The 21,498-nt window shown below is 64.1% G+C and carries 21 protein-coding genes and 1 tRNA gene; 7 read left to right on the top strand and 15 right to left on the bottom strand.

The annotated features are described in order from the left end of the window. Positions 1-364: 364 nt before the first annotated feature. Positions 365-661, bottom strand: a complete 297-nt coding sequence (locus tag AB3X94_RS11365) for a contact-dependent growth inhibition system immunity protein (RefSeq protein ID WP_368611562.1) — start codon at positions 659-661, stop codon at positions 365-367. Positions 662-668: 7 nt separating this feature from the next. Next, a complete protein-coding gene (locus AB3X94_RS11360; protein ID WP_368611561.1) occupies positions 669-1,475 on the bottom strand; it encodes an RNase A-like domain-containing protein in 807 nt (268 codons plus the stop codon). A 235-nt stretch (positions 1,476-1,710) separates the two neighbouring features. On the opposite strand from AB3X94_RS11360, the gene AB3X94_RS11355 reads away from it, so the two are divergent. From AB3X94_RS11355 to AB3X94_RS11345, 3 genes are all read left to right on the top strand, one after another. Beyond that, on the top strand, positions 1,711-2,139 hold the full coding sequence (locus AB3X94_RS11355; RefSeq protein WP_368611560.1) for a hypothetical protein: 429 nt from the start codon (positions 1,711-1,713) through the stop codon (positions 2,137-2,139). A gap of 96 nt (positions 2,140-2,235) precedes the next feature. Then, positions 2,236-2,802, top strand: a complete 567-nt coding sequence (locus tag AB3X94_RS11350) for a lysozyme (protein WP_368596103.1) — start codon at positions 2,236-2,238, stop codon at positions 2,800-2,802. Further along, a complete protein-coding gene (locus tag AB3X94_RS11345; protein WP_368611559.1) occupies positions 2,789-3,238 on the top strand; it encodes a hypothetical protein in 450 nt (149 codons plus the stop codon). The genes AB3X94_RS11350 and AB3X94_RS11345 overlap by 14 nt, the downstream gene beginning before the upstream one ends. A 389-nt stretch (positions 3,239-3,627) precedes the next feature. Here AB3X94_RS11345 and AB3X94_RS11340 read toward each other — a convergent pair whose 3' ends face one another. Both AB3X94_RS11340 and AB3X94_RS11335 read right to left on the bottom strand, forming a co-directional pair. Then, positions 3,628-4,680 carry a rod shape-determining protein gene (locus AB3X94_RS11340; RefSeq protein WP_368611558.1) on the bottom strand — a complete coding sequence of 351 codons (1,053 nt, stop codon included), beginning with the start codon at positions 4,678-4,680 and terminating at the stop codon, positions 3,628-3,630. Between the two features lie 188 nt (positions 4,681-4,868). Continuing rightward, positions 4,869-5,543 (bottom strand): alpha/beta hydrolase, encoded by a 675-nt coding sequence (locus AB3X94_RS11335; protein WP_368611557.1) that lies wholly within the window; start codon positions 5,541-5,543, stop codon positions 4,869-4,871. 226 nt (positions 5,544-5,769) lie between these two features. Between AB3X94_RS11335 and AB3X94_RS11330 the strand changes: the two genes are divergently transcribed. Next, on the top strand, positions 5,770-7,371 hold the full coding sequence (locus AB3X94_RS11330) for a DHA2 family efflux MFS transporter permease subunit (RefSeq protein ID WP_368611556.1): 1,602 nt from the start codon (positions 5,770-5,772) through the stop codon (positions 7,369-7,371). 65 nt (positions 7,372-7,436) lie between these two features. On the opposite strand, the gene AB3X94_RS11325 is transcribed toward AB3X94_RS11330, so the two are convergent. The 4 genes from AB3X94_RS11325 to AB3X94_RS11310 form a co-directional block, all read right to left on the bottom strand. Continuing rightward, positions 7,437-8,225: an AraC family transcriptional regulator gene (locus AB3X94_RS11325; RefSeq protein ID WP_184224948.1), complete on the bottom strand. Its 789-nt coding sequence runs from the start codon at positions 8,223-8,225 to the stop codon at positions 7,437-7,439. A 122-nt stretch (positions 8,226-8,347) separates the two neighbouring features. Beyond that, entirely contained in the window at positions 8,348-9,217 is an 870-nt protein-coding gene (locus tag AB3X94_RS11320; RefSeq protein WP_176106185.1) for an NmrA family NAD(P)-binding protein, read from the bottom strand. 599 nt (positions 9,218-9,816) lie between these two features. Beyond that, positions 9,817-9,894: transfer RNA gene (locus tag AB3X94_RS11315), tRNA-Gln, on the bottom strand. A gap of 73 nt (positions 9,895-9,967) precedes the next feature. Then, positions 9,968-10,909 carry a DUF5996 family protein gene (locus AB3X94_RS11310; RefSeq protein ID WP_368611555.1) on the bottom strand — a complete coding sequence of 314 codons (942 nt, stop codon included), beginning with the start codon at positions 10,907-10,909 and terminating at the stop codon, positions 9,968-9,970. Between the two features lie 273 nt (positions 10,910-11,182). Here AB3X94_RS11310 and AB3X94_RS11305 point away from each other — a divergent pair, with 273 nt between their 5' ends. From AB3X94_RS11305 to AB3X94_RS11295, 3 genes are all read left to right on the top strand, one after another. Beyond that, on the top strand, positions 11,183-12,016 hold the full coding sequence (locus AB3X94_RS11305) for a PadR family transcriptional regulator (RefSeq protein ID WP_368611554.1): 834 nt from the start codon (positions 11,183-11,185) through the stop codon (positions 12,014-12,016). Positions 12,017-12,079: 63 nt separating this feature from the next. Further along, positions 12,080-12,916, top strand: coding sequence for a siderophore-interacting protein (locus AB3X94_RS11300; protein WP_368611553.1), 837 nt, complete (start codon positions 12,080-12,082; stop codon positions 12,914-12,916). 66 nt (positions 12,917-12,982) lie between these two features. Continuing rightward, complete coding sequence (locus tag AB3X94_RS11295) at positions 12,983-14,269, top strand: MFS transporter (protein WP_368611552.1); 1,287 nt, start codon at positions 12,983-12,985, stop codon at positions 14,267-14,269. 17 nt (positions 14,270-14,286) lie between these two features. Here the strand turns inward: AB3X94_RS11295 and AB3X94_RS11290 are convergent, their stop codons facing one another. From AB3X94_RS11290 to AB3X94_RS11260, 7 genes are all read right to left on the bottom strand, one after another. After that, on the bottom strand, positions 14,287-15,381 hold the full coding sequence (locus AB3X94_RS11290) for an AI-2E family transporter (RefSeq protein WP_368611551.1): 1,095 nt from the start codon (positions 15,379-15,381) through the stop codon (positions 14,287-14,289). Between the two features lie 260 nt (positions 15,382-15,641). Beyond that, entirely contained in the window at positions 15,642-15,824 is a 183-nt protein-coding gene (locus AB3X94_RS11285) for a CsbD family protein (RefSeq protein WP_176106191.1), read from the bottom strand. 178 nt (positions 15,825-16,002) lie between these two features. After that, positions 16,003-16,332, bottom strand: coding sequence for a hypothetical protein (locus AB3X94_RS11280; RefSeq protein WP_368611550.1), 330 nt, complete (start codon positions 16,330-16,332; stop codon positions 16,003-16,005). A gap of 573 nt (positions 16,333-16,905) precedes the next feature. Continuing rightward, a complete protein-coding gene (locus AB3X94_RS11275) occupies positions 16,906-18,078 on the bottom strand; it encodes an enoyl-CoA hydratase/isomerase family protein (RefSeq protein ID WP_368611549.1) in 1,173 nt (390 codons plus the stop codon). Next, on the bottom strand, positions 18,075-18,875 hold the full coding sequence (locus tag AB3X94_RS11270; protein ID WP_368611548.1) for an enoyl-CoA hydratase: 801 nt from the start codon (positions 18,873-18,875) through the stop codon (positions 18,075-18,077). The genes AB3X94_RS11275 and AB3X94_RS11270 overlap by 4 nt, the downstream gene beginning before the upstream one ends. Beyond that, a complete protein-coding gene (gene mmsB / locus AB3X94_RS11265; RefSeq protein WP_368611547.1) occupies positions 18,872-19,789 on the bottom strand; it encodes a 3-hydroxyisobutyrate dehydrogenase in 918 nt (305 codons plus the stop codon). The genes AB3X94_RS11270 and mmsB overlap by 4 nt, the downstream gene beginning before the upstream one ends. Before the next feature lie 40 nt (positions 19,790-19,829). Beyond that, on the bottom strand, positions 19,830-21,371 hold the full coding sequence (locus AB3X94_RS11260) for a CoA-acylating methylmalonate-semialdehyde dehydrogenase (RefSeq protein WP_368590050.1): 1,542 nt from the start codon (positions 21,369-21,371) through the stop codon (positions 19,830-19,832). Positions 21,372-21,498: the final 127 nt, after the last annotated feature.

The raw sequence follows: 21,498 nt of genomic DNA, 5'->3' as shown, positions 1-21,498 counted from the left end.
AGCCGCTACGTAGGTCGATGAAGGATGGTGAGGACAGCGACGAAGCTGAGACGGATTGATTCACGGGTGGTGTAAGGGCGGCGCGACGTCGGCACGCGAATTCGTGCGGAGCCGGCAATGAGAGCTGTGGGAAATAAGCGTACCGACGTCCATCAAAATGGGAAGCGATGTGTATTGTCACATAAGCGTTGGCGACGCGTCGGGCGGCATCGATCCACCCACGCGTGGCGACACGCTGATTATTCGCGTTCAGAACACTTCATCAGTTGGGCGATGCGGACGCCATGGCATCAAATGCCAACATTGCCGCGCGTGAAGACATGCCAGAGGACATGGAATCGTCCACGCGCCGGCGACAGATGCACTACTCGCTCAGGAGGCGCTGTATCTCGTCAAGGAAGGAGGCAGTCGTGTAACCATTTACCTCGTAACGAAATCCGCGACGGAACCATTTTTGGAATGCAGCTTCCAGATCATTCTCGTTCGGGTGCTCGCTCCTGAACGAGGCTAATTCTCGGATCAAATTTCGATGCCAGTAAGATTCATTTCTTTTGTAGCTCGCGATAATTTCCGGGACGGTATTTCCAAAAAGGTCGAAGTCCTGGCCGAAATATGTAGTGAATATATGCTCCATCGCAGGATAGCGCTCTGATAAATCCATTTCTTTCTCAATCAACGTAGGCGGTAAAGACGTAATAGGGCATTCCATTATAGGCTTCGTACTTCAGCGTGACAAAAACCTTGTTTTTTCGAGTAAGTTTTCCAGTTTCCCTAACTATTCCGTATCCAATGTCACCGGAAACGACTTTGGTAACTGTGATCGTGGTGTTTGGGGATGCAGCCTGAGCCCATTGCCTGATTTTTGCCGCGTGGGCGTGCAGTGTTTCCGAAATGGCGCGTTCGGCCTGTTCAAGATTCGTAAACGACGATACCACGTCTCTTTTGGGTTCGCGTTTCAGCCGGTCCCTGAGCCATGCCTGATCTTTTCCGACATGCTTCACGATGGTGTGTCCACCCACTCCGCGAAGCATCTTTGCCTCATGTTCAATCAGCCTGATCCGGCCCATTGTGACACTGGCCGCGCGTGCTGCTTTGATCGAGCCAGCAAAGCCGAATGGCACGGCCATATCGACTGACAGGCCGATGTTGTTCGCCAAGTCGGGACTGGCTTTCATCGCCTCGGCCAACTTCGTCGTCCCTTGCTGGGTCAGCGTGGCAGTGTCCCGGCCCGTCCAGATCTGACGCAGACCGGCCGCCGCCGTATCAGATCCATGCACGCCGAACACAACACATCCGGCCTTGCTCTCCATCGTCGGTTCTGGAAGCACACACAGAGCCCCCGCACCGACCATTTCCAGCACTCCGCCGACAACCTGCAAACCGCCCCATAGACGGTTGGAAAGCATCTCCGTGGGGCTGATCGACTGGCGGGAGAGCACCGCCGCCAGTTGCGGCGCACTGAGCACCACGCGCACGCCGTCCGAATCCCGTTGATACGACGTTCCGAACTCCAGTAGCTATTGGGACTGCCAAGCTAGCAGGCGACCACAGCGGCACGGAATGGGCGATGGATGATTTTAATGTCTCGTTGCGATCAACGAAATCGTAAATAGTTGTCAAAACGGGCTTATCCCGAATTAATGTGATTGACCGTGGTCCGCTTCGATGGTTAATTCGCGAGGTATCACCTGAAAACTCTTGAGGAGTGCAATGGAGCTACTGAAACAGCAAAGCAGTGGAACGGATTGGACAGTCGAGGAAGAATGCGACCTTTGCCGTATCACCTATTCGATCTACTCAAACTTCCCGCCGATGCCCCACGCACAGGCCCTGAACGCCGAAACCGGCGAGTTCTTTCCGTTTGACAGGGTCCGTAAGATGAAATCCGGCTACGCCATGGCCGAAGCGCTGGGTTACGCATGGGCGTGCAATTGTCGCGAACGCTCACAGAAGCATTTCGACCAGCAGTTCACGCTGCGCGACAGCGCTGGCCGTTCGCTTCCACAGACGCCCTATACGGTCCGTTTCCCGTCGGGCGAACTGAAACATGGCGTTACCGATCACGCAGGGCGTACAACCCGCCACAGAACACGCGACGGGCAGCAACTAGCGGTGTACCTTGGACACAGGGAGGCTTGATGTCGGCTATCTACCGCAGATTCACAGGAACGCACCGGGCGCTACAGTACAGACGGGACCCGATCGGTTCAGATTTCATTGGTCACGGGGGGCGTAATGCCTGATGCAATTGGAAGCGCTCTAACAGACACAAACCCGAATTCGTGCGTTGACCTGCGTTGCGACAGGCATGGCAAGCCGTGGACCGTCACCGAAAGTCTTATTCAGTTCACCGCGCAGTGGGAAGCATTTCGTGCACACCTTTACGATAATGATGGCGGCGGCCGGGGCGGAAATACCACGATCGGATACGGCCATTTGGTACATATGGGGCCGATCAATGGCTCCGCATCGGAGACTCCGTGGTTAGCGGGTGTCACGGTGCCTCAAGCCTTCGCGCTAATTCGTGAGGATATCAAGGTTGCAGAGCGCATAATAAATCAAAGGATTCTCCTTCCGCTTTATCAATACGAATATGACTCACTCGTCGATTTTGTCTATAACGTTCGGGGGCATACCAAGGAAAGTCTGCTGAAACTGGTAAACACTGGTCACTATGACAGAGTGCCCGCAAAGTTATTGGAATATACCAGTGCGAGTGGGGCTCGCCCAGGCGGGTTACTGAAACGCCGACACGCTGAGGCAAAAATGTTCAGAGACGGAATCTACGATGCGAGTCACTAACGTCTTAGCCGCAACTCTCATTGGTTGCGTTTCGATTTCCGCATTTGCTGACGCTGCCTGCGACGCTAAGGCAAAGACGCGCGACGACTTTCTGGCTTGCACCAGCATCGATACGGATCGGGCGTTATCTGGAGCGATGCGTTTGTATCAGGCAATCAGGCCATTGACAAAAGGTGAAAAGCAAGTCGCGCTAGATCGTAATTTCAATATTTGGCAAAGTCGCCTCAAATCAGATTGCGATATTTTAGGAAAAGCATTCAATGATTGGGGAGACGACTATTCGCCGGATACGGACTTTCAAATTGCAGAATGCCGTTTAAAGATATCAGCACAAGAACTAGAGTTTTATAGTTGGCTCGCCTGTCCTGATGATATCGAGACTTCAGACAAGCCGAAATGTGCAGCGCTCAAGGAAGCCTTGGGGCAACGTAAATAGCAGATGCCCCGCTTCGGCGGGGCTTTTACCTTGGGCGCTTCGGCGCTGTAGATCGCGCGTCGTGTCATGCAACGAACCGGTACGATGCGGCCTTCGCGGCTACGCCATGGCCGGAGCGCTGGGTTACGCATGGGCGTGCAACTGCCGCGGCCCCGCCCCCAAACGGTCCAATGAGCAAGCTCAATGAGCACACTCTCGCACGTTTGCTTCGTGAACTTCGCAGATACGCATGCGCCGATGCTTGCATCATCGGGCCGCGCGAGTGTTGTCGTCTGGGTCAATATCACGTGGCCGCGCTTTCGCACAAGCGCGGGACTGTCGCGCTAGTGCACCTGCGATGCAATGGGGTGGAATGCAATTCGGCAGACAACCAAGCCCCCACCCACCACTCACTCGCCCCCGGCTTCGTCCACCCACCCCGCCGCTGCCGCCGCCCCAGCGCCGCGCACCGCGCAGGTCAGCGGTTCGTCGGCGACGTGCACGTCGAGGCCGGTTTCCTCACTCAAACGCCGCCCCAGATTGCGGAGCAGCGCGCCGCCACCGGTCAGCACGATGCCCTTGTATGCGATGTCCGTGATGAGTTCGGCGGGGGCCGATTCGAGCCCGCGCTTCACCGCGCCGATCACCTGACTCAGCGGCGCTTCGATCGCCTCCGAAATATCGCGGTTGCTAAGCTGCACCGTGCGCGGTAGCCCGTCGTCGACGCTGCGGCCGGTTGCGTTGATCTGCTCGAGCGGCACGTCGTGCACGGCCGAGGCGATGGCTCTCTTCACGTGCTCGGCAGTCTGCTCGCCAAGTAGCACACCGTACAGATTGCGCACGTAGCTGATGATCGCGGCATCGAAATTGTCGCCGCCGACGCGCACCGAGCCGCTATACGCGGTGCCGCCCAGCGCGATCACGCCGACCTCGGTGGTGCCGCCGCCGATGTCGACCACCATCGAGCCGGTCGCATCGCGCACTGGCAACCCCGCGCCGAGCGCGGCCGCCAGCGATTCGCCGATCAGGCTGACCTTCCACGCTCCGGCCGCCTCGGCCGCTTCGCGGATCGCGCGGCGCTCGACATGGGTCGCCGCAGCCGGCACGCACAGCGTGAATGCCGCGCGCCGGCTGAACAGCGAGCGCGGCCGCGCCATGTCGACGAATTGCTTGATCATGTGTTCGGCGGCGGTGAAGTTGGCGATGACGCCGTGGCGCATCGGCCGCACCGTTTCGAGATTGCGCGGCGCGCGGCCGAGCAGTTGGTGCGCCTCGGCGCCGATCGCGGCGATCCGTTTCGCCCCGCTCGAGGGCTGCGTCTCGAAACACACGACGGACGGCTGGTTCAGCACGACGCCGCCGTCGTCGGTATAGATAAGGGTGTTGGCCGTGCCGAGATCCACCGCCACGGAGTGGCGGAACAGTCGCTCAAAGAGCGGGTAATGCGGCGTCGGTCTGGCCATATGCAGGCTCTGATGTGTCGTTATCCGCCTTCTTGGGCGGTCTGGAAATGCGCCCCCGGGTCCCCGAAGCCGCGCGACACGCCCGCTGGGCGTTGCGCTTCCCGCGCGGCGGGGGTGATTTTCAAGCTATTGCCCGTATGACGGCAAGCTCATCAGAATCTTTAGGCCCGCTTTCTATCAGAGTTGTGTCAATCGCGCGACAGGTTGCCCAGCGCGCGTTCCAGCGCGTCACGGCCGAGCGCGACACCGTCGGCGGTGATCGTGTGGCCGACGTCGGGCAGCATGTAGGCGTCGACCGGATAGCCGGCGGCGCTGAAAGCGTCGGCCGCGAATTCGAGTTCGCGCACCGGGATCACCTCGTCGTCCTCGCCGTGGACCAGCGTGAGCGGCGTCGCGCGGTTCGACGACACGATCGGCGAGGCGAGCCGCCCCGAATACGCGACGACGCCCGCCGCGCCCTCCGCGCTCGACGCGACGTGATGCAGCGCCATGATCGAACCTTGCGAAAAACCGACCAGCGCAAGCCGATCGAAAGACAACTGCCAATGCGCGAGCTCGGCATCGAGCACCCGGCGCAGCGCCGGGTAGGCGGCGGCGACCCGCGCCTCGCGGTTCGCCCCGTCGACGTCGCGCAGGCTGAACCACTGGCGGCCGCCGAAGCCGCCGTCGAACGGGTCGGTGCCGTCGAGCGACACGAACGCCGTGCCGGGCAGTTCCTCGCTCCAGATATCGGCGAGCGGCATCAGATCGCGCGCGTTGCTGCCGACGCCGTGCATCAGCACGACGAGGCTCGTCGCGGGCGCGTTCCGCGGTGCCGTGTGCGGCGCGCGCCGCCGGCCGTGTTCGAATTGCTGCCAACTCATGGTGGTGTCCTTTTTTCCGTGGTTTAGTGGTTCTGGCCTTGGTGGTTCAGCCTTAGCCGGGAGCATACGCCGCGTGCCGCGTTCGCGTCGCCGGGACCCGCATCGGCCGCTGCTGTGGCAGCTGCTGTGGCCGACGCCGGCGGGCGAATGCGGGTATGCTTTTGCGCATCGACGGAGCCGCCGCCGTGGCGCGCGGTCCGAGGCAAAACAATCCGGAGAACACCGTTTGAGCCAGCCCAACGCCGCGTCTGATTCCGCGTCGCCGCCGCCTCAGCCCCCCGCGCCACCGCCGCCGCCCGCGCCTCTCGAAGGCGGCCGGCTGGTTCTCGCGACGATCGCGGTGGCGCTCGCCACCTTCATGAACGTGCTGGATACGTCGATCGCCAACGTCGCGATTCCGACCATTTCAGGCAACCTCGGCGTCTCGGTCGACGAAGGCACATGGGTGATCACCGTGTTCGCGGCCTCCAACGCAGTGGCGATTCCGCTGACCGGCTGGCTCACGCAGCGCATCGGCCAGGTCAAGCTGTTCGTCGGCGCGATCCTGTCGTTCACGCTTGCGTCCTGGCTGTGCGGCGTCGCGCCGACGCTGCCGATCCTGCTGCTCGCGCGGGTATTCCAGGGCGCCGTGGCCGGCCCGCTGATTCCGTTGTCGCAGGCGATCCTGCTCGGCTCGTATCCGAAAGAGAAATCGTCGACCGCGCTCGCGCTGTGGGCGATGACCGCCACCGTCGGTCCGATCGCGGGTCCGGCGCTCGGCGGCTGGATCACCGATAGTTATAGCTGGTCGTGGATCTTCTACATCAACATCCCGGTCGGCCTGTTCGCGGCCGGCGTCACGTGGATGATCTACCGCAATCGCGAATCGCCGACCCGCAGACCGCCGATCGACGTGGTCGGTCTCGGCCTGCTGATCACGTGGGTCGCGTCGCTGCAGATCATGCTCGACAAGGGCAAGGATCTCGACTGGTTCTCGTCGCCGGTGATCTCGATTCTCGGCCTCGTCGCGCTGATCAGCTTTGCGTTTTTCCTCGTCTGGGAGCTGACTGAGGAGCATCCGATCGTCGATCTGCGACTCTTTCAGCAGCGCAATTTCCTCGGCGGCACGATCGCGATTTCGGTTGCATACGGGGTGTTTTTCGGCAATCTGGTGCTGCTGCCGCAATGGATGCAGGAGTATCTGAACTACCGATCGATCGACGCTGGTCTCGTCACCGCACCGCTCGGCATCTTCGCGATCATTCTCGCGCCGATACTCGGCCGCGTGCTGCCGCATTCGGACGCACGCGTGATCTCGACGGTCGCGTTCGTCGGCTTCGCGATCGTGTTCTACATGCGCTCGAAGTACGTGATCGAGGTCGACACGTGGCACCTCGTGCTGCCGACGCTGCTGCAAGGCATTCCGATGGCGCTGTTCTTCGTGCCGCTGACGGCGATCATCCTGTCTGGCCAGCCGCAGAGCCGGATTCCGGCGGCGGCGGGTCTGTCGAATTTCGTGCGCGTGTTCTGCGGCGCGGTGGGCACGTCGATCGCGGGTACCGCATGGAACAACCGCACGATCCTGCATCACGTGCGGCTCACCGAACAGGCGTCGGTCGACAACCCGTTGTTCGCGCAGCAGATCGACAACACGGAGTCGGTGCTGCATCTGAGTCCGCAATCGGCGCATGCGCTGTTCGATTTCACCGTGAACACCCAGGCCGCGATGATGGGCCTGAACGACATTTTCTTTGTGTCGGCGATCATCTTCGTGCTGATCATTCCGCTGATCTGGATCACGCGGCCTGCCAAAGGCGGCGGCGGCCCGGATGCGGCCGGCGCGCATTGACGCAGCTTCGGTTTCGCGCGACGGCGACGCTCGCGCGGTGGCTGCGCAGTGGCCGCGAGGTTGCGTCAGCGGAAATAGCGGGCCGGCGTGTCGCCGAACGCATCGCGAAACACCGCGATAAACGACGACACGTCGTTATAGCCGACTTCGAGCGCCACCTGCGTGACGCTCTCACCGGCGCCGAGATGTTCGAGCGCGGCTAGCAGACGCAACTGCTGGCGCCATTGACCGAAGGTCTGCCCCGTTTCCTTCGCGAACAGACGCGCGGCCGTGCGCGCGGTCACGCCGGCAGCCGCGGCGAGTTCCTCGAGCACCAGCGATTGCGCGGGATTCGCGCTAAGCGCCTCGGCGATGCGCTGCGCGCGCGGATCGCCCGGCCAGTTCAGGCCGAGCGGCGCGGCGGGCAAGCCGGCGACGCGATCCAGCAGCACCTGCAGCAGACGGCGGGCGGGTTCGTCGGGAGAGTGATCGTGCGGCAGATCGGCCGCGGCGGCGAGCAGCGCCTGCACCAGCGTGTCGGGGATGAGCGCGCCGGTTTGCGTGGGTAGCGGCGCGGGGTCGGCGGCAGGGTCGGCGGGGTCGTCCATCGCGGAATCGGTCGCGACGTAGAGCGAATACAACTGCACGGGCCGCCTCGCGTGCAGGCAGTGCAACGTATTCGCGGCGATCCACAGCGCGCGGGCGGGCGGCACGACCCAGCGGCCGGACTTCGTGCGCACCGTCAGCACGCCTTCGCTGACGTGAATCAGATGCGCGCGCCGATACGCGCGCCACGGCTCGTCCAGCGTCGCATGGCGCTCGCCGACCACGAAGACCGCTTGCTCGATGCCGTCCGGATCGAAGGCTTCCGTCATGGTGTCTGCTCTGACGCGGGACGTCCGCGAAGGGAGCAAGATTAGCACGCGCGCGGGGCCCGGTTGCGGGGCGGCTTCATACGGTCCGGCAGCCTCGAGCGCGGCCCCGCACGAGACCCGGCTTATCCTTCCCGCCTCACCAACTGCTCCAGCACCGTCCGATAAGAGGTCGTCCCGACCACCCGCTCGTTCACGCCATCCTCGAAACCGATCCACCCCGAGTTGAAGCCGTCGAGCATCTCGATCCGCGGCGCGGGCCACTCGGTGCCTTGGGCCTGAAACTGCGCTTGCCACTGCTCGCGCGGCACCGTGCGCGCTTCGACCGGGCGTTCGAGCAGGTCGCCGAGCATCTCGGCGATGTCGCGCTGCGTATAGCGCCGCGGCCCCTCGATCTCGATCACGCGCCGCCCCTGCCACGACTGCGTGAGCGTCTGCGCAACGACGTGGCCGATATCCGCGGTCGCGACCATTGGAAACGCACGTTCGAGTGGCTGCAGAAAGCTCGGCATCACGCCGGATGTGCGCGCCGGGTCGATGTCCCACAGCGAGTTCTCCATGAACCAGGCCGGCCGCAGGATCGCGGTTGGGATCGACAGATCAGCGAGCGCCTGCTCGAGAATATGCACCTGCGTGATCAGGCCGAGCCCCGTTTCGCGCTGCCCGCCCACCGACGACAACGCCGCCACCCTCCCCGGCCGCGCCTTCGACAGCGCCTCCTTCAGCACCGTGGCCGCCGCATGCGCGTTCGGATAACCGGGCAGCGGCGCGAAGTTCGGCGCGATCATGACGAACACGCCGGCCGTGCCGCGAAACGCGGCGGTGAGCGCGTCGGCGTCGTCGAACGACGCGATCGCGATTTCGGCGCCACGCTCGCGCCACGGTGCCGCTTTGCTTTCGTCGCGCAGCACGGCACGCACCGCGTGCCCCGCGTCGAGTAACGCGCGTGCCGCCGCGCCGCCCACCTGTCCTGTCACACCGGTAATTGCAAACATGCTCTTCTCCTCGATGACGGCGGATGCCGTGATGGGAAGAATTCTCGGTGTGGCGCGGCGATTTCGCGAGAGCATGGATGTCATTTGTTTAGTGACTCCGTGTCATCAAGCCAACCGTCGGAGCGTCGCTTTTCTATACAGAAACACCAGATCAGGGAACCAGGCCGGACACAACACCTGAGACGTGTTTGCGCCGGTCCTTCATCCGATGACTACATTCCATCCTGCACCAGCGCCGCGTAGCGTCCGCGGTGAAACGACGGACAAGTTGGCCGACCTTCACTGGAAAGTGGGATAGGTGGCGTGCCTGTGTCGCCCGGCATGGCGGCGACCTTCGAATGCGAGGCCGAGCATTGTGCTACAGCCGGAATAGTGAGCCGCACCGAGGCGCGGGAAAAGCGAGGTGTCATGTGCAGCTGCGAAGTGTCGCAAAATCGGACGCTCACAGAGGATCGACGTTTGGATGTCTGAAAATGGGACGCATCGAGTGTGAAGGGCTCGATTGCATGTAGGGTGGTGTCGTCGCTCAGAGAGCGAAGTGCGCGATGTCAGCTAGAAAGACTGACGCCTGGATAGATCCAGGGCTCGAGGGAGAGTGATGGCAGGGGAAGAAGGATTCGAACCTTCGAATGCCGGAATCAAAATCCGGTGCCTTAGGCCAGCTTGGCGACTCCCCTACGTAGGGGCGAGATCCTACCAAAGGATTCGCAAAGAGCAAAGGGTCTCGCAGATCTGGTGAGATGGGTTCGCTCAATGGTGATCCACCGGTCGCGGCCTGAGCGGCTCACCTCCACGACATTCGAGCGCCGCCCGGTCCCAGCCGCCGAGATCCGCGGCGGCTTGATAGGTGCTCTCGAGAAAAGCCAGCAGCGCTCGCTCGGGGTCGTTCGACGTGCGGACGGTTTCGTACGGAAGGATGAATTCGCCGAGCTTGTCGTCGAAATAGGCGCCGGCCGGCAGGGGTGTTGCCTTGGCAAAGCCGTCAGGCGACGGGTAAGCGTAAGAGTAAAACGCCGGGAAAGGTGTCGCCGGTCCCCCCGGCCAGAATCCGGCCGACGATACTTCGTGGCTGTAGGCTTCGCGCGTCACTTCATCGGGTAGCGCCGGAACGCCGCCGGGGTGGAGAGGTGCGCGGCGTCCAGAAAAACGCGTCACGGCGAGATCGAAGCTACCCCAGAAAAGATGCACCGGGCTAACCTTGCCGATATAGCCGGTACGAAACCGCTCCAGCACACAGCAGACCGTGACGAGCGCTTGAAAGAAACGGGTCACGGCATCCGCGTCGTAGGGGCGCGCTGCATGGTCGTCCTGGAACGGCACGGCGTTCGGGATCTCGTTGGGTCGGCCGTGAAACACGGGTTTGCCACCGAGTTGCGCAACCAGATCCAAAAAGTTGGCGTGGAATTGTGCAACCGACATCGGTCCGAGCGCGAAGTGCGCTTTGCGTCCATCCGCAGCGCTGCCGACCACGCGATGCTCGAGAAAGTCGAACTCGATCTCCACGCCGCTCGCATCGGGGATAAGCGACGTCGTCAGGCCACGCGCGCTAACGTACAACGTAGCGTGCCACGAATGGTTCAGCCATGGAGTTCGGGCGAGCTTGTACTTGCCGGCGATTTGCGTGTAGAGGTGCAACGCGGTGCATGTGCCGCGCCAGGCGTCGTACGGAATATCAGTCCAGGTCGCGCTCACAGAGGCTCCATCACATATTCGTCTGTGTCATCGCCAAATGACGCGCGCCCCAGTCCTTCAAGGTGCGCTGGTCGCTGAATGACCTTACGCCAGACGCAAAGTCTTGTCACCTATCGCGCAATTCCGATGGTTACCGGTTGCGCAGGCCTGCTCTCGCACTACTCGGTCCGGCCGAGCGCGTTCTGTGAGCGCACGGATAAAAAATAGTTTGACAGACTATCTTAAGATATATATCTTACGATGCATCTTACGACATTCATGGGAGATTCCCAGATGCGTCATCCTCATCATTTTTCCGGCCCGCGCGGCGCGCAGAACCGTTGTCACGCGGGCTTCGGCCATCCGTCGCTGCATGCGGGCGGCTCAGCAGGCCGCGACGCGGCTGACACCGCCACTTCGCCCGACCCTCGTCACCGCTTTCTGTTCCACGTTTTGCTTTACGGCTTCGGCCGTCATCACGCGCAGCGCTTCGGCGGCCGTGGCTCGCGCTTCGGCGGTCATGGCGGCCCCGGCGGCATGGGCGGATATGGTGGTTTCGGCGGCGACGGCGATGGCTTCCCGCGTGGCCGCAAATTCAGCTCCGACGATCTGCAACTGCTGCTGCTTTCGCTGATCGACACGCAGCCGAGTCACGGCTACGAATTGATCAAGGCGCTCGAGACGCGCTCGAACGGTTTCTATAGCCCGAGCCCCGGCATGGTCTACCCGGCACTGACCTATCTCGAAGAGCTCGGCTACGTCACCGTGCAGTTCGAAGGCAACCGCAAGCGCTATGAACTGGCGGATGCGGGCCGCGAATATCTGGCCGCGAACCGCGAGCGCGTCGAGCTGATGTTCGCGCGGCTCTCGCATATCGCCCGCAAGATGGATTCGGTGCGCCGCGCGTTGGCCGGCGAAGAGCCGGCCGACGTCAGCGAAGGCGGCTGCGTGCCGGAGCTGAACGAAGCGCGCCGCACGCTGAAGAACGCGCTGCTGCGCCGCGACAACGCGCCGGCCGACGAGCAGCGCCGCATCGCCGCGATCCTGATGCGCGCGGCCAACGAAATCGAAGGCGGCAGCAACGGCGACAAAGCTAAGACCGGCAACGACAGCGAGCCGACCGTCTGACAACGCGCACTCGTCCACGAGACAACCCGCGCGTCCTCCCAAACCGAACAGGAGCACCCCCTCATGCAAGAACAACTCACTCGCCCTGACCTCGCCGTGCATCGCGTGCGGCATCCGCTGAAGTTTCGTCTGCTGCAGGTCAAGCAGGTGCGCGCGCTGACACCCCACCTGATTCGCGTGACCTTCACCGGCGACGATCTGCACGACTTCGTGTCAGCGTCGTTCGACGACCACATCAAGGTGTTCTTCCCCGAACCGGGCGCCGACAAACCGACGCTGCCGCAAGCCGGCCCCGACGGCCCGGTGTTCCCCGGAGGCAAGCGGCCGACTGCGCGCGATTTCACGCCACGCCGTTTCGATCGCGACGCCCGCGAGCTCGACATCGAGTTCGCGATGCACGACGCGGGGCCCGCGGCGACATGGGCCGCGCAGGCGCAGGTTGGCCAGTATCTGGGCGTCGGCGGCCCGCGCGGCTCAATGGTGATTCCGACCGGCTTCGACTGGCATCTGCTGATTGGCGACGACACCGCGCTGCCCGCGATCGCACGACGTCTCGAAGAGTTGCCGGCGGGCACGCGCGTCGCCGCGGTAATCGAGGTCGCCGATCCGTCGGCGCGCATCGAGTTCACGACGCAGGCCGAGCTGCACCTCGTCTGGTGCTATCGCAGCGAAGCCGACACGCAGACTGGCGCGCGCGGCGAAGCGCTGTTGCACGCGGTGCGCGACACCTGGCTTCCGGAGAACGGCGAAGGCTACGTGTGGGCCGCCGGCGAGGCGGCGACGATCCGCGCGGTGCGCCAGCATCTGTGCGGCGAGCGCGGCGTCGACAAAGCGCGGATTCGCGCGGCCAGCTACTGGAAACAGGGCGCCGTCGCGGTCCACGAAACGATCGACGACTGAGCTCCTGCTCGCGTGGCGCGCGGCATCAGCGGCGCACTTCGCACAACAACAAAAGGAAATCAACCGATGTACTCAATCACTGCACGGCACGAACGCCATCTGCTGTGGGTGCTCGCGCTCACGCAGTTCACCATCATCATGGACTTCATGGTGATGATGCCGCTTGGCCCGCAGATCATGAGCGCGTTCCAGATCGCGCCGGCCGCGTTCGCGACCGCGGTGTCCGCGTATTCGTGGTGCTCGGGGCTGTCGGGCCTGTTCGCGGCGACCTATATTGACCGCTTCGATCGGCGCCGTCTGCTGCTCGCCATCTACGCGCTGTTCGTGCTGTCGAACCTTGCATGCGCGCTCGCGTCGAGCTTCGCGCTGCTGCTCGCCGCGCGCGCATTCGCCGGCATCTCGGGCGGCGTGCTCGGCTCCGTGATCATGGCGATCGTCGGCGACGTGATCCCGCTGCAACGGCGCGGCGCCGCGACCGGCACCATCATGACCGCGTTCTCGCTCGCGGCGATCGCCGGCGTGCCGGCCGGCGTGATGCTCGGCGCGCAGTTCGGCTGGGCGGCGCCGTTCTTCCTGCTGGTCGCGTTGTCGCTGCTGGTGTGGTTCGCGGCCTCGCGACAGGTGCCGTCGCTGGCCGCGCATCTGAGCCGCAGGCAGCCGCCGCTCGCGGAAGTGCTGCCCGAGCTGTGGAGACTGCTGAGCAACCCGCGGCATCTGAATGCGTTCGCGCTGACGTTCGTGATGATGATCGCGCACATGCTGGTGATTCCGTTCATCTCGCCGATGCTGGTCGCCAATCACGGCGTCGCGCCGCGTCAGCTGTCGTGGCTGTATATGGGCGGCGGTGCGGCGACCTTCTTCACGTCGCGCCTCGTCGGCAGGCTCGCCGACCGCTTCGGCTCGCAGCGCGTGTTCCGCTGCGCGGCGCTGCTGTCGTTCGTGCCGGTGCTGTTCGTCACGCATCTGCCGGACCTGCCGTTCTACGCGCTCGTGCTGTTCTTCCCGTGCTTCCTCGTCTTGATGAACGGCCGCATGGTGCCGATGCAGGCGCTGCTGACCACGGTCCCCGAGCCCAGCCGGCGCGGTGCGTTCCTAAGCGCGAACAGCGCGCTGCAGGCGCTCGGCACGGGCACCGGCGCGTGGCTCGGCGGGCTGATGCTGAGCACGTCGGCCGATGGCCGCATCGCCGGGTATGGAACCGTCGGCTGGACCGCGGTGGCGGTCGCGTGCGCGGCGGTGCTGTGGGTCTCGCGGGTGAAGGCTGCGCCGCGCGAAGCGGCGCCGGCCAGCGACGCTGGCGCGACGATGCCTCGCACTGCTGGCATCGAAGCCCACATCGCCGGAGAAGGATAACGATGCAAGGTCGCGCGCTACGCCTCGTCGTCGGTGCTGCCGGTCAGCGCGCGCCGCGCGGCTTCGCCCTGTTCGTGCGACGCCGCGTAAAACACCCGCGCCCGGCCAATCACGATTTTTAGCGTCGCGATCACGGGCACCGCGAGAAAGATCCCGGCGACGCCGCCGAGCTGGTCGCCCGCGAGCAGTCCGACGATCACCAGAAACGGACTGACCTCGACGCCTTCGCTCATCAGATACGGATTGAGCACGTAGTCCTGAAACAGCCGGTACAGGCCGATGAAAATCACCAGCCACAACAGGTGCGGATAGCCGCTGAACACCGCGACCACCAGCGTGATCGCGACTGCGGCCAGCGGCCCCGCGAACGGCACGAATTCGAGCAGCCCCGCGCTGACCGCGAGCAGAAATGCGTACGGCACGCCAAGCAGCGAGAACGCGACGCCGTAGCAAAACAGCGTGGCGAGCGACAGGAACAGCAGCGCGCGCACGTACTTCGACAGCAGCACGTTCACATCGTCGACGATCTCGTTCCACAGCACGCGATGCCGCCGGTTCAGCAACGCGAGAAACGCGTCGCGCATCCGTTCGCCGTCCTTGATCAGCAGGAAGCTCAGGATCGGTATCAGCACCAGATAGATCAGGTTGCTCGCCGCATGCACGACGCCGAGCCCGAGGCTGCGCGCCAACGGCACGGCCTTGTCGGAGCCGGTCTCGATCTGGCTGCGCAGGAAATCGACGATCCGCTCGCGCAGCGGTTCGAGAAAATGCGGCAACGGCAAACGGTTCGGCACGTCGGTGCGTAGCAGCCCGGGCAATTGCGAAAAGAGGCGCGTCGCCTGATCCTGCAATTCCACTCCGAACACCGAGCCGACCACCGCGAGCAGCGCAACGACGACGACGAACACGACCGCGATCGACATGACGCGCGGCACGCGGCGCGGCCTCACGCGTTCGACCAGCGCGACCATCGGGTAGATCAGATAGCTGAAGAACACCGCGAACACGATGACGAGCACCGTCGTCGACGCGACATAGATGACGAAAAACAGCAGCGCGAGCAGAGACGCGGTCCAGATTTTCCTGGCCGCGCCGACGTCGAATCCCAGCATGACGCGTCCTCGAATGGGCGATGCGGTACCGACGCAAAGTGTGCGCCGGCTGACTCTGGACCGTAACAGAAATTTACACGATACGTGTGTCGAACACCGCGCCGCGAGGGCGCGACGCGACGAGCACCGCCGGCGTGCGAGGCGCTACGCACGTGGTGCGTCAGTGCACGGCTCGCGTGCCTGACTTTGCTGCGCCCGAAACCGGGCTGTCCGGATAGATACCGCTGGGATGCACGAAACCGCGACGAAACCGTGGCGCGCTAGCTCTTCACGCGCTCACGTTCCTCTTCGGCTTCTTCGGCGATTCTCGCCTGGATCCTGCCGGCGATTTTCTCGGCCGCTCCTTCGGCCTGCTTCGCGCGATTGCCGGTGACCTTGCCAATCGCTTCCTTGACCGAGCCCTTGAGCTCCTTCGCTGTGCCTTCTACACGATTCCTGTCCATGGTGCCTTCCTGCTAGGTTTGACTGTGGAGTTGCCTGCTGGCGTTGCAACGAAACAGCCAACGTACGGCGCGACGCGCCTCGTGATGGCGCGGATCGCTTCTGACGAAACGATCCGCGTCGGAGCAACCTGAAAATTGCTAGCATGCCGCGTTCCCGATACTACTGCGCCACGCTTCGTCACTTGACCGTGACGGCGCCCTTCGCGGCGTCGCTGGCGTCATCCTTGCCGTGAGCCGGTTCAGGATGATCACCTTTCGAGCCGTGAAAGATATGCTGGAAAAGTGCCTTGTTCTTTGCGCCATTCAAAAGGTTCCGCAGCGCGGCATCGTCATCCGCGGGCTTGAACGAAAGCACTCGCTTACGGTAGCGCTCCCTGCGTTCGTCGAGCATGCAGCTCGCCGGCAGCGGCGGTTCCCGGCTGCCCCCGTCGAGATCGATGCCCTCGAACCTCAGCAGCCCCGCATCGTGATTGATGAAGCATGCGGGAAGCTTGGTCCGGTCGATCACATAGATGCTCGGCGGATTTTCCCTTCGCGCAAGACCGCAAGATTTCGGCCTTCTGAATGTCCTCTGGCACGGCATAGTAAATCGGATAACCGGCCCTCAGGTAAAGTTGTAGTTGCAACACTTCGTAACAGCGCCCCAACGCATGGATCGACAGTACGAGCAAAGACCTTTCATCCGACTTCGTCGCCCGCGGAGCTGTTGCGATACTCGTCCCACGTCTCTCGGGTCCACCATTGCTTGTCGATATCGAAGAAACGATAGATCGAGAAAATCGGCAACGGTGCCGTGTGAACGCACCGTAGGTCGGAAGAGTGCCCGTGATGAGGGCTGTGAGCAGGATGTGCCAGTCGGGACGGGGATGAACTCTCTATCTACGATTGCGCCCTGGTGGATGTCAATTGGCGCGCGTGGTCTGTGTACGCCACACCACAATCAGTATCGGGCGGCTGCTGGGTGGGACGTTGGGACTCGTGATGCCAGGCAGAGCCAATGGCGCTCGCGCTCCAGCCTCGCGCGCCGACGCCGGGCCCCGCTCACCGCGCACACCTTGCGGCATGCGCGATGCCGCACAAGTCAGTCGCCATGCCCCGCGCCCAGCGCCGCCAGCGGATGCGCGCCGCCTTGCCACGGCGAGCTCAGGAAATGCCGCACGCGCTCGGGTTGCACATCGGCGAGCGTCGCCGGCGACCAGCGCGGCCGGCGGTCCTTGTCGATCAATTGCGCACGCACACCCTCGCGGAAATCGCCTTCGTCGATCGAGCGCTTCACGATGCCGAGTTCCATCCGGAAGCAGTCGGCGAGCGTCATCTGCCGGCCGCGCAGCAGCGCTTCGCGCGTCACGTGCAGCATCGTCGGCGAATGGGCGCTCAGTGCGTCGTAGGTCGCTTGCAGCCATTGCCGCACCTCGCGCGGCGGTTCGCGTTCGAGATCCTGACGCAGCGTCGCGACGATGCGCTCGACGCCCGAGCGCCGGTCGAAGTGGCGCAGTATCAGTTGCGTCAGCGCGCCGAGCGGCGCGTGCGGCACGATGTTGCACGGCGGCTCGAACACGGCGCGCAGCGCGTCGATGCGCCCGGTGTCCGACGTGTCGTGCGGCATGCGCTGCAAACGTTCCTCGAAGCTCGCGAGCCAGTCGGCCGGCACGCACAGGTCGGCCAGTTGCAGGCGCATCGCATCGGCGCCCGCCAGCGTCGCGCCGGTCAGACCGACATACAGCGCAAGCTCGGCCGGCATCACGTTCAGAAAGCGGTTCGCGCCGACATCGGGCACGAAGCCGATGCGCGTCTCCGGCATCGCGATGCGGCTGCGCTCGGTCACGATGCGCAGCCGCGCCGCCTGGCCGAGGCCCATGCCGCCGCCCATCGCGATACCGTCGAGCAGCGCGACCACCGGCTTCGGAAACGTGTGCAACGCGTAGTCGAGCCGGTATTCGTCGACGAAGAACGCGAGCCAGCGCGGGTCGCCCTGCGTTGCGAGCCGATGCACCTCGCGCACGTCGCCGCCCGCGCAAAAGCCCTTGTCGCCGGCGCCTTTCAGCACCAGCGCGACGATTCCGGGATCGGTGCGGCATTGCTCGACCAGCACGGCGAGCTCGCGCACCATTGCGTGCGACAGCGCGTTGAGCGCAGCAGGGCGGTTCAGCGTGATGATCGCCACACGGTTGACGACGCGAAACAGCACGTCCGCTTCGGCTTGCGTATTCGGCGCATTGCGCGCTTCGACCGCAACGCTTTGCAAAGTGCTCATCGCTGCGTCTCCCTTGGTGCATGGCTCGTATGCCAGCGCGGCGCACGTTTTTCGAGGAATGCGTTGACGCCCTCGCGCTGATCGGCGCCATCGAACAGATCGACGAAACGCTCGCGTTCGAGCGCGAGCGCGGCGGCGCGCGGCACGCCATGCCGCGCCTGATGGATCAGCTCCTTGCTGAAGCTGACCGCCTGCGGGCTCAAACCGGTGACCCGCTGCGCCATCTTCAACGCGGCTTCACGCGCGGCGCCGCGCTCCACCACTTCTTCGACGAGGCCGATGCGCAGCGCGCTCGCCGCATCGACGCGCTCGCCGGTCAGGATCATCCGCTTGGCCCAGCCTTCGCCGACCAGCCACGGCAGCGTCTGCGTGCCGCAGCCGCACGGCAGCAGCCCGACCGCGGTCTCAGGCAGCGCCAGCACCGCATGCTGCTCGGCGATGCGGATATCGCATGCGAGCGCGCATTCGAGACCGCCGCCCATCGCATAGCCGTTGAGCGCCGCGATCACGACCGGCCGCGCGTTTTGCAGCGTTTCGAACGCCGCGCCGAAACGCGCCGCCGCGGCGCGCGCCACTTCGCGATCGCCGTCGGCGAAGGTGTTCAGATCGGCGCCCGCGCTGAAGAACTTCGGGCCGTCGCCGGTTATCACCAGCGCGCGCACGCGCGCATCGGCGTTCAACTGCTCGACGGTGCGCTGCAATTGCAGCAGACCGTCGGGCGTGAAAGCGTTCGCGGGCGGCCGTTTCAACGTGATCAACGCAACGGCGCCGCCGTGCGCGTAACCGAGCTCGATCATTGCGTGCCTCCCTGGCCGTCACCGCCGCGCTCCCGCGAGCGATACAGCTTGATCACCGCCGAAAAGTCCAGACGTCCCGCGCCGTTCGTGCTCATCGTTTGATAAAGCTGCTGCGCGAGCGCGCCGAGATAGACCGGCTGACGCGCGCCGCGCGCGGCATCGGTGGCGAGGCCGAGGTCCTTCAGCATCAGGTCGGTGCCGAAGCCGCCGGTATAGCCGCGCGACGAAGGCGCGGTCTCGATCACGCCCGGCATCGGGTTATACGTGTCCGAACTCCAGCAACGCCCGGTCGACGTATTGATGATGCTGCCGAGCACCTTCGTGTCGATGCCGAGCGCCTCGCCGAGCGACATCGCCTCCGCGACGCCCGCCATCGAGATGCCGAGCACGAGGTTGTTGCAGATCTTCGCGACCTGGCCGGTGCCGGTATCGCCGCAATGGACGATGTTTTTTCCCATCGCCAGCAGAACGGGCTTGACCTGCTCGTACGCGCTCGCGCTGCCGCCGACCATGAAGGTCAGCGTGCCCGCCGCCGCGCCGCCCGTGCCGCCCGACACCGGCGCATCGACGAAGCTGTTGCCATGCGCCGCGGCGAGTTCGGCAAACGCCTTCACGCTGGCGGGATCGATCGTGCTCGAATCGATGAGCGGCACGCCCGGCGCGATGCCGGCGAGGATGCCGTCGTCCGCGACGAGCACGCTGCGTACGTGCGCCGCGGCGGGCAGCATCGTGATCACGCATTCGACGTCGCTGGCGGCGGCCTTCGGCGAGCCGGCCGCTTGCGCGCCCGCATCGACGAGCGTGCGCACGGCCTGTGCGCTGAGATCGAACACGGTGAGCGCGTGGCCCGCCTTCAGCAGGTTCAGCGCCATCGGCGCGCCCATGTTGCCGAGTCCGATAAAGCCTATTTTCATGGTGTCGTCTCCGTATGTGCGTTCATTGCGTTCAATGCGTTCAACGCAGGCGGATCGTCGTGTTGACGCCGTCGCTGACGGTGTCGTCGTCGAACCAGCGCGCGGTGACCGTCTTCGTCTGCGTGTAGAACTGCACGACCTGCTTGCCGTACGGACCGAGATCGCCGAGTTTCGAGCCGCGCGAACCGGTGAAGCTGAAAAACGGCACCGGCACCGGAATCGGAATGTTGATGCCGACCTGGCCGATATCGATCTCGCTCTGGAACTTGCGCGCCGCCGCGCCGCTTTGCGTAAACAGGCCCACGCCGTTGCCGAACGGGTTTGCGTTGACGAGCGCGATCGCGTCGTCGAGCGTCGCGACGTTGACCACCGCGAGCACCGGTCCGAAGATTTCGGTGCGGTAGATTTCCATGTCGGTCGTGACGTCGTTGAATACCGTCGGGCCGATGAAGTTACCCTGCTCATAGCCCTGCACGCTCACATCCCGGCCGTCGAGCGCGAGTGTCGCACCCTCCTTCACGCCCGCGTCGATCAGACCGAGAATGCGTTGCTTCGCCGCGCGCGACACGACCGGCCCGACATCGGTGCCCGGCTCGTGCCCCGCATTGACCTTCAGCGTCTTCGCCTTCGCGACGAGCTCGGGCAGCCACTCGCGCGCGGCGCCCACCAGCACCGCCACCGAAGTCGCCATGCAGCGCTGACCGGCCGCGCCGAACGCGGCGCCCGCGAGCGCGTTGAGCGTCTGTTCGCGGTTCGCGTCGGGCAGTACCACCGCGTGGTTCTTCGCGCCCATCATCGCTTGCACGCGCTTGCCGTGTTCGCTGCCGAGGCGATACACGTGCGTGCCGACCGCCGTCGAGCCGACGAACGAAATCGCCTTTACCAGTTCATGCGTGCAGAGCGCATCGACCACTTCCTTGCCGCCGTGCACGACGTTCAGCACGCCCTTCGGCACGCCGGCTTCGAGCGCAAGTTCGACGAGCTGCATCGTCGATAGCGGGTCTTGCTCGGATGGCTTCAGCACGAAGGTATTGCCGCACACGAGCGCCATCGGGAACATCCAAAGCGGGATCATCGCGGGGAAATTGAACGGCGTGATACCGACGCAGACGCCGAGCGGCTGACGCAGCGTGTAGGTGTCCACGCCACCAGCGACGTTCTCGGCGAATTCACCCTGCTGCAACGTGCCGATAGAACACGCGTGCTCGACGACTTCCAGACCGCGGAAGATGTCGCCCTCGGCATCGGGAATCGTCTTGCCCTGCTCGGCCGACAGCGTCTTCGCGATGCGCGGCATATGCTCACGAATCAGCGCCTGGTACTTCAGCATGATGCGCATGCGCGCACCAATCGGCGTGTCCTTCCACGTTTTGAACGCGGCGTGCGCGCTGCGCACCGCCGCGTCGACTTCCGCGACGGTCGCGAACGGCACGCGCGCGAGCGCCGCCTGGGTGGCCGGGTTCACGATGTCGCGCCACTCGGTCGTCTTCGATTCGACGAACTCGCCGTCGATCAGCAGTTTGACGGTGGCCACGGCGCCGGCGACGTCGCGGCTGGTCTCGTTCGAAGCAAGGGTGCTCATGCTGAAACTCCTGTGCGATGGCCGCGCGGCGGCCGGACAGCGATAGGGAAGGAAAAAACAGTGCCCCGACGCATTGAATCCGAAGCTCGAATTCGACGCGTGCGATTCAGACCGGGGCGGCAAAACC

Origin of the sequence: Paraburkholderia sp. BR10923, from assembly GCF_040948765.1 — a bacterium.
GTDB classification, from domain to species: domain Bacteria; phylum Pseudomonadota; class Gammaproteobacteria; order Burkholderiales; family Burkholderiaceae; genus Paraburkholderia; species Paraburkholderia youngii.
The sequence above is the reverse complement of the archived record's forward strand: the minus strand, read 5'-3'. Positions and strand labels throughout refer to the sequence as shown.

Bases quoted from the DNA above. Each gene is read 5' to 3' on its own strand.
- AB3X94_RS11275 (WP_368611549.1), bottom strand. From the start codon at position 18,078: ATGAGCACTTTGCAAAGCGTTGCGGTCGAAGCGCGCAATGCGCCGAAT.
- AB3X94_RS11260 (WP_368590050.1), bottom strand. From the start codon at position 21,371: ATGAGCACCCTTGCTTCGAACGAGACCAGCCGCGACGTCGCCGGCGCC.
- mmsB (WP_368611547.1), bottom strand. From the start codon at position 19,789: ATGAAAATAGGCTTTATCGGACTCGGCAACATGGGCGCGCCGATGGCG.
- AB3X94_RS11335 (WP_368611557.1), bottom strand. From the start codon at position 5,543: ATGAGTTGGCAGCAATTCGAACACGGCCGGCGGCGCGCGCCGCACACG.
- AB3X94_RS11300 (WP_368611553.1), top strand. From the start codon at position 12,080: ATGCAAGAACAACTCACTCGCCCTGACCTCGCCGTGCATCGCGTGCGG.
- AB3X94_RS11290 (WP_368611551.1), bottom strand. From the start codon at position 15,381: ATGCTGGGATTCGACGTCGGCGCGGCCAGGAAAATCTGGACCGCGTCT.
- AB3X94_RS11325 (WP_184224948.1), bottom strand. From the start codon at position 8,225: ATGACGGAAGCCTTCGATCCGGACGGCATCGAGCAAGCGGTCTTCGTG.
- AB3X94_RS11305 (WP_368611554.1), top strand. From the start codon at position 11,183: ATGCGTCATCCTCATCATTTTTCCGGCCCGCGCGGCGCGCAGAACCGT.
- AB3X94_RS11340 (WP_368611558.1), bottom strand. From the start codon at position 4,680: ATGGCCAGACCGACGCCGCATTACCCGCTCTTTGAGCGACTGTTCCGC.
- AB3X94_RS11345 (WP_368611559.1), top strand. From the start codon at position 2,789: ATGCGAGTCACTAACGTCTTAGCCGCAACTCTCATTGGTTGCGTTTCG.
- AB3X94_RS11355 (WP_368611560.1), top strand. From the start codon at position 1,711: ATGGAGCTACTGAAACAGCAAAGCAGTGGAACGGATTGGACAGTCGAG.
- AB3X94_RS11365 (WP_368611562.1), bottom strand. From the start codon at position 661: ATGGATTTATCAGAGCGCTATCCTGCGATGGAGCATATATTCACTACA.
- AB3X94_RS11295 (WP_368611552.1), top strand. From the start codon at position 12,983: ATGTACTCAATCACTGCACGGCACGAACGCCATCTGCTGTGGGTGCTC.
- AB3X94_RS11285 (WP_176106191.1), bottom strand. From the start codon at position 15,824: ATGGACAGGAATCGTGTAGAAGGCACAGCGAAGGAGCTCAAGGGCTCG.
- AB3X94_RS11320 (WP_176106185.1), bottom strand. From the start codon at position 9,217: ATGTTTGCAATTACCGGTGTGACAGGACAGGTGGGCGGCGCGGCGGCA.
- AB3X94_RS11350 (WP_368596103.1), top strand. From the start codon at position 2,236: ATGCCTGATGCAATTGGAAGCGCTCTAACAGACACAAACCCGAATTCG.
- AB3X94_RS11270 (WP_368611548.1), bottom strand. From the start codon at position 18,875: ATGATCGAGCTCGGTTACGCGCACGGCGGCGCCGTTGCGTTGATCACG.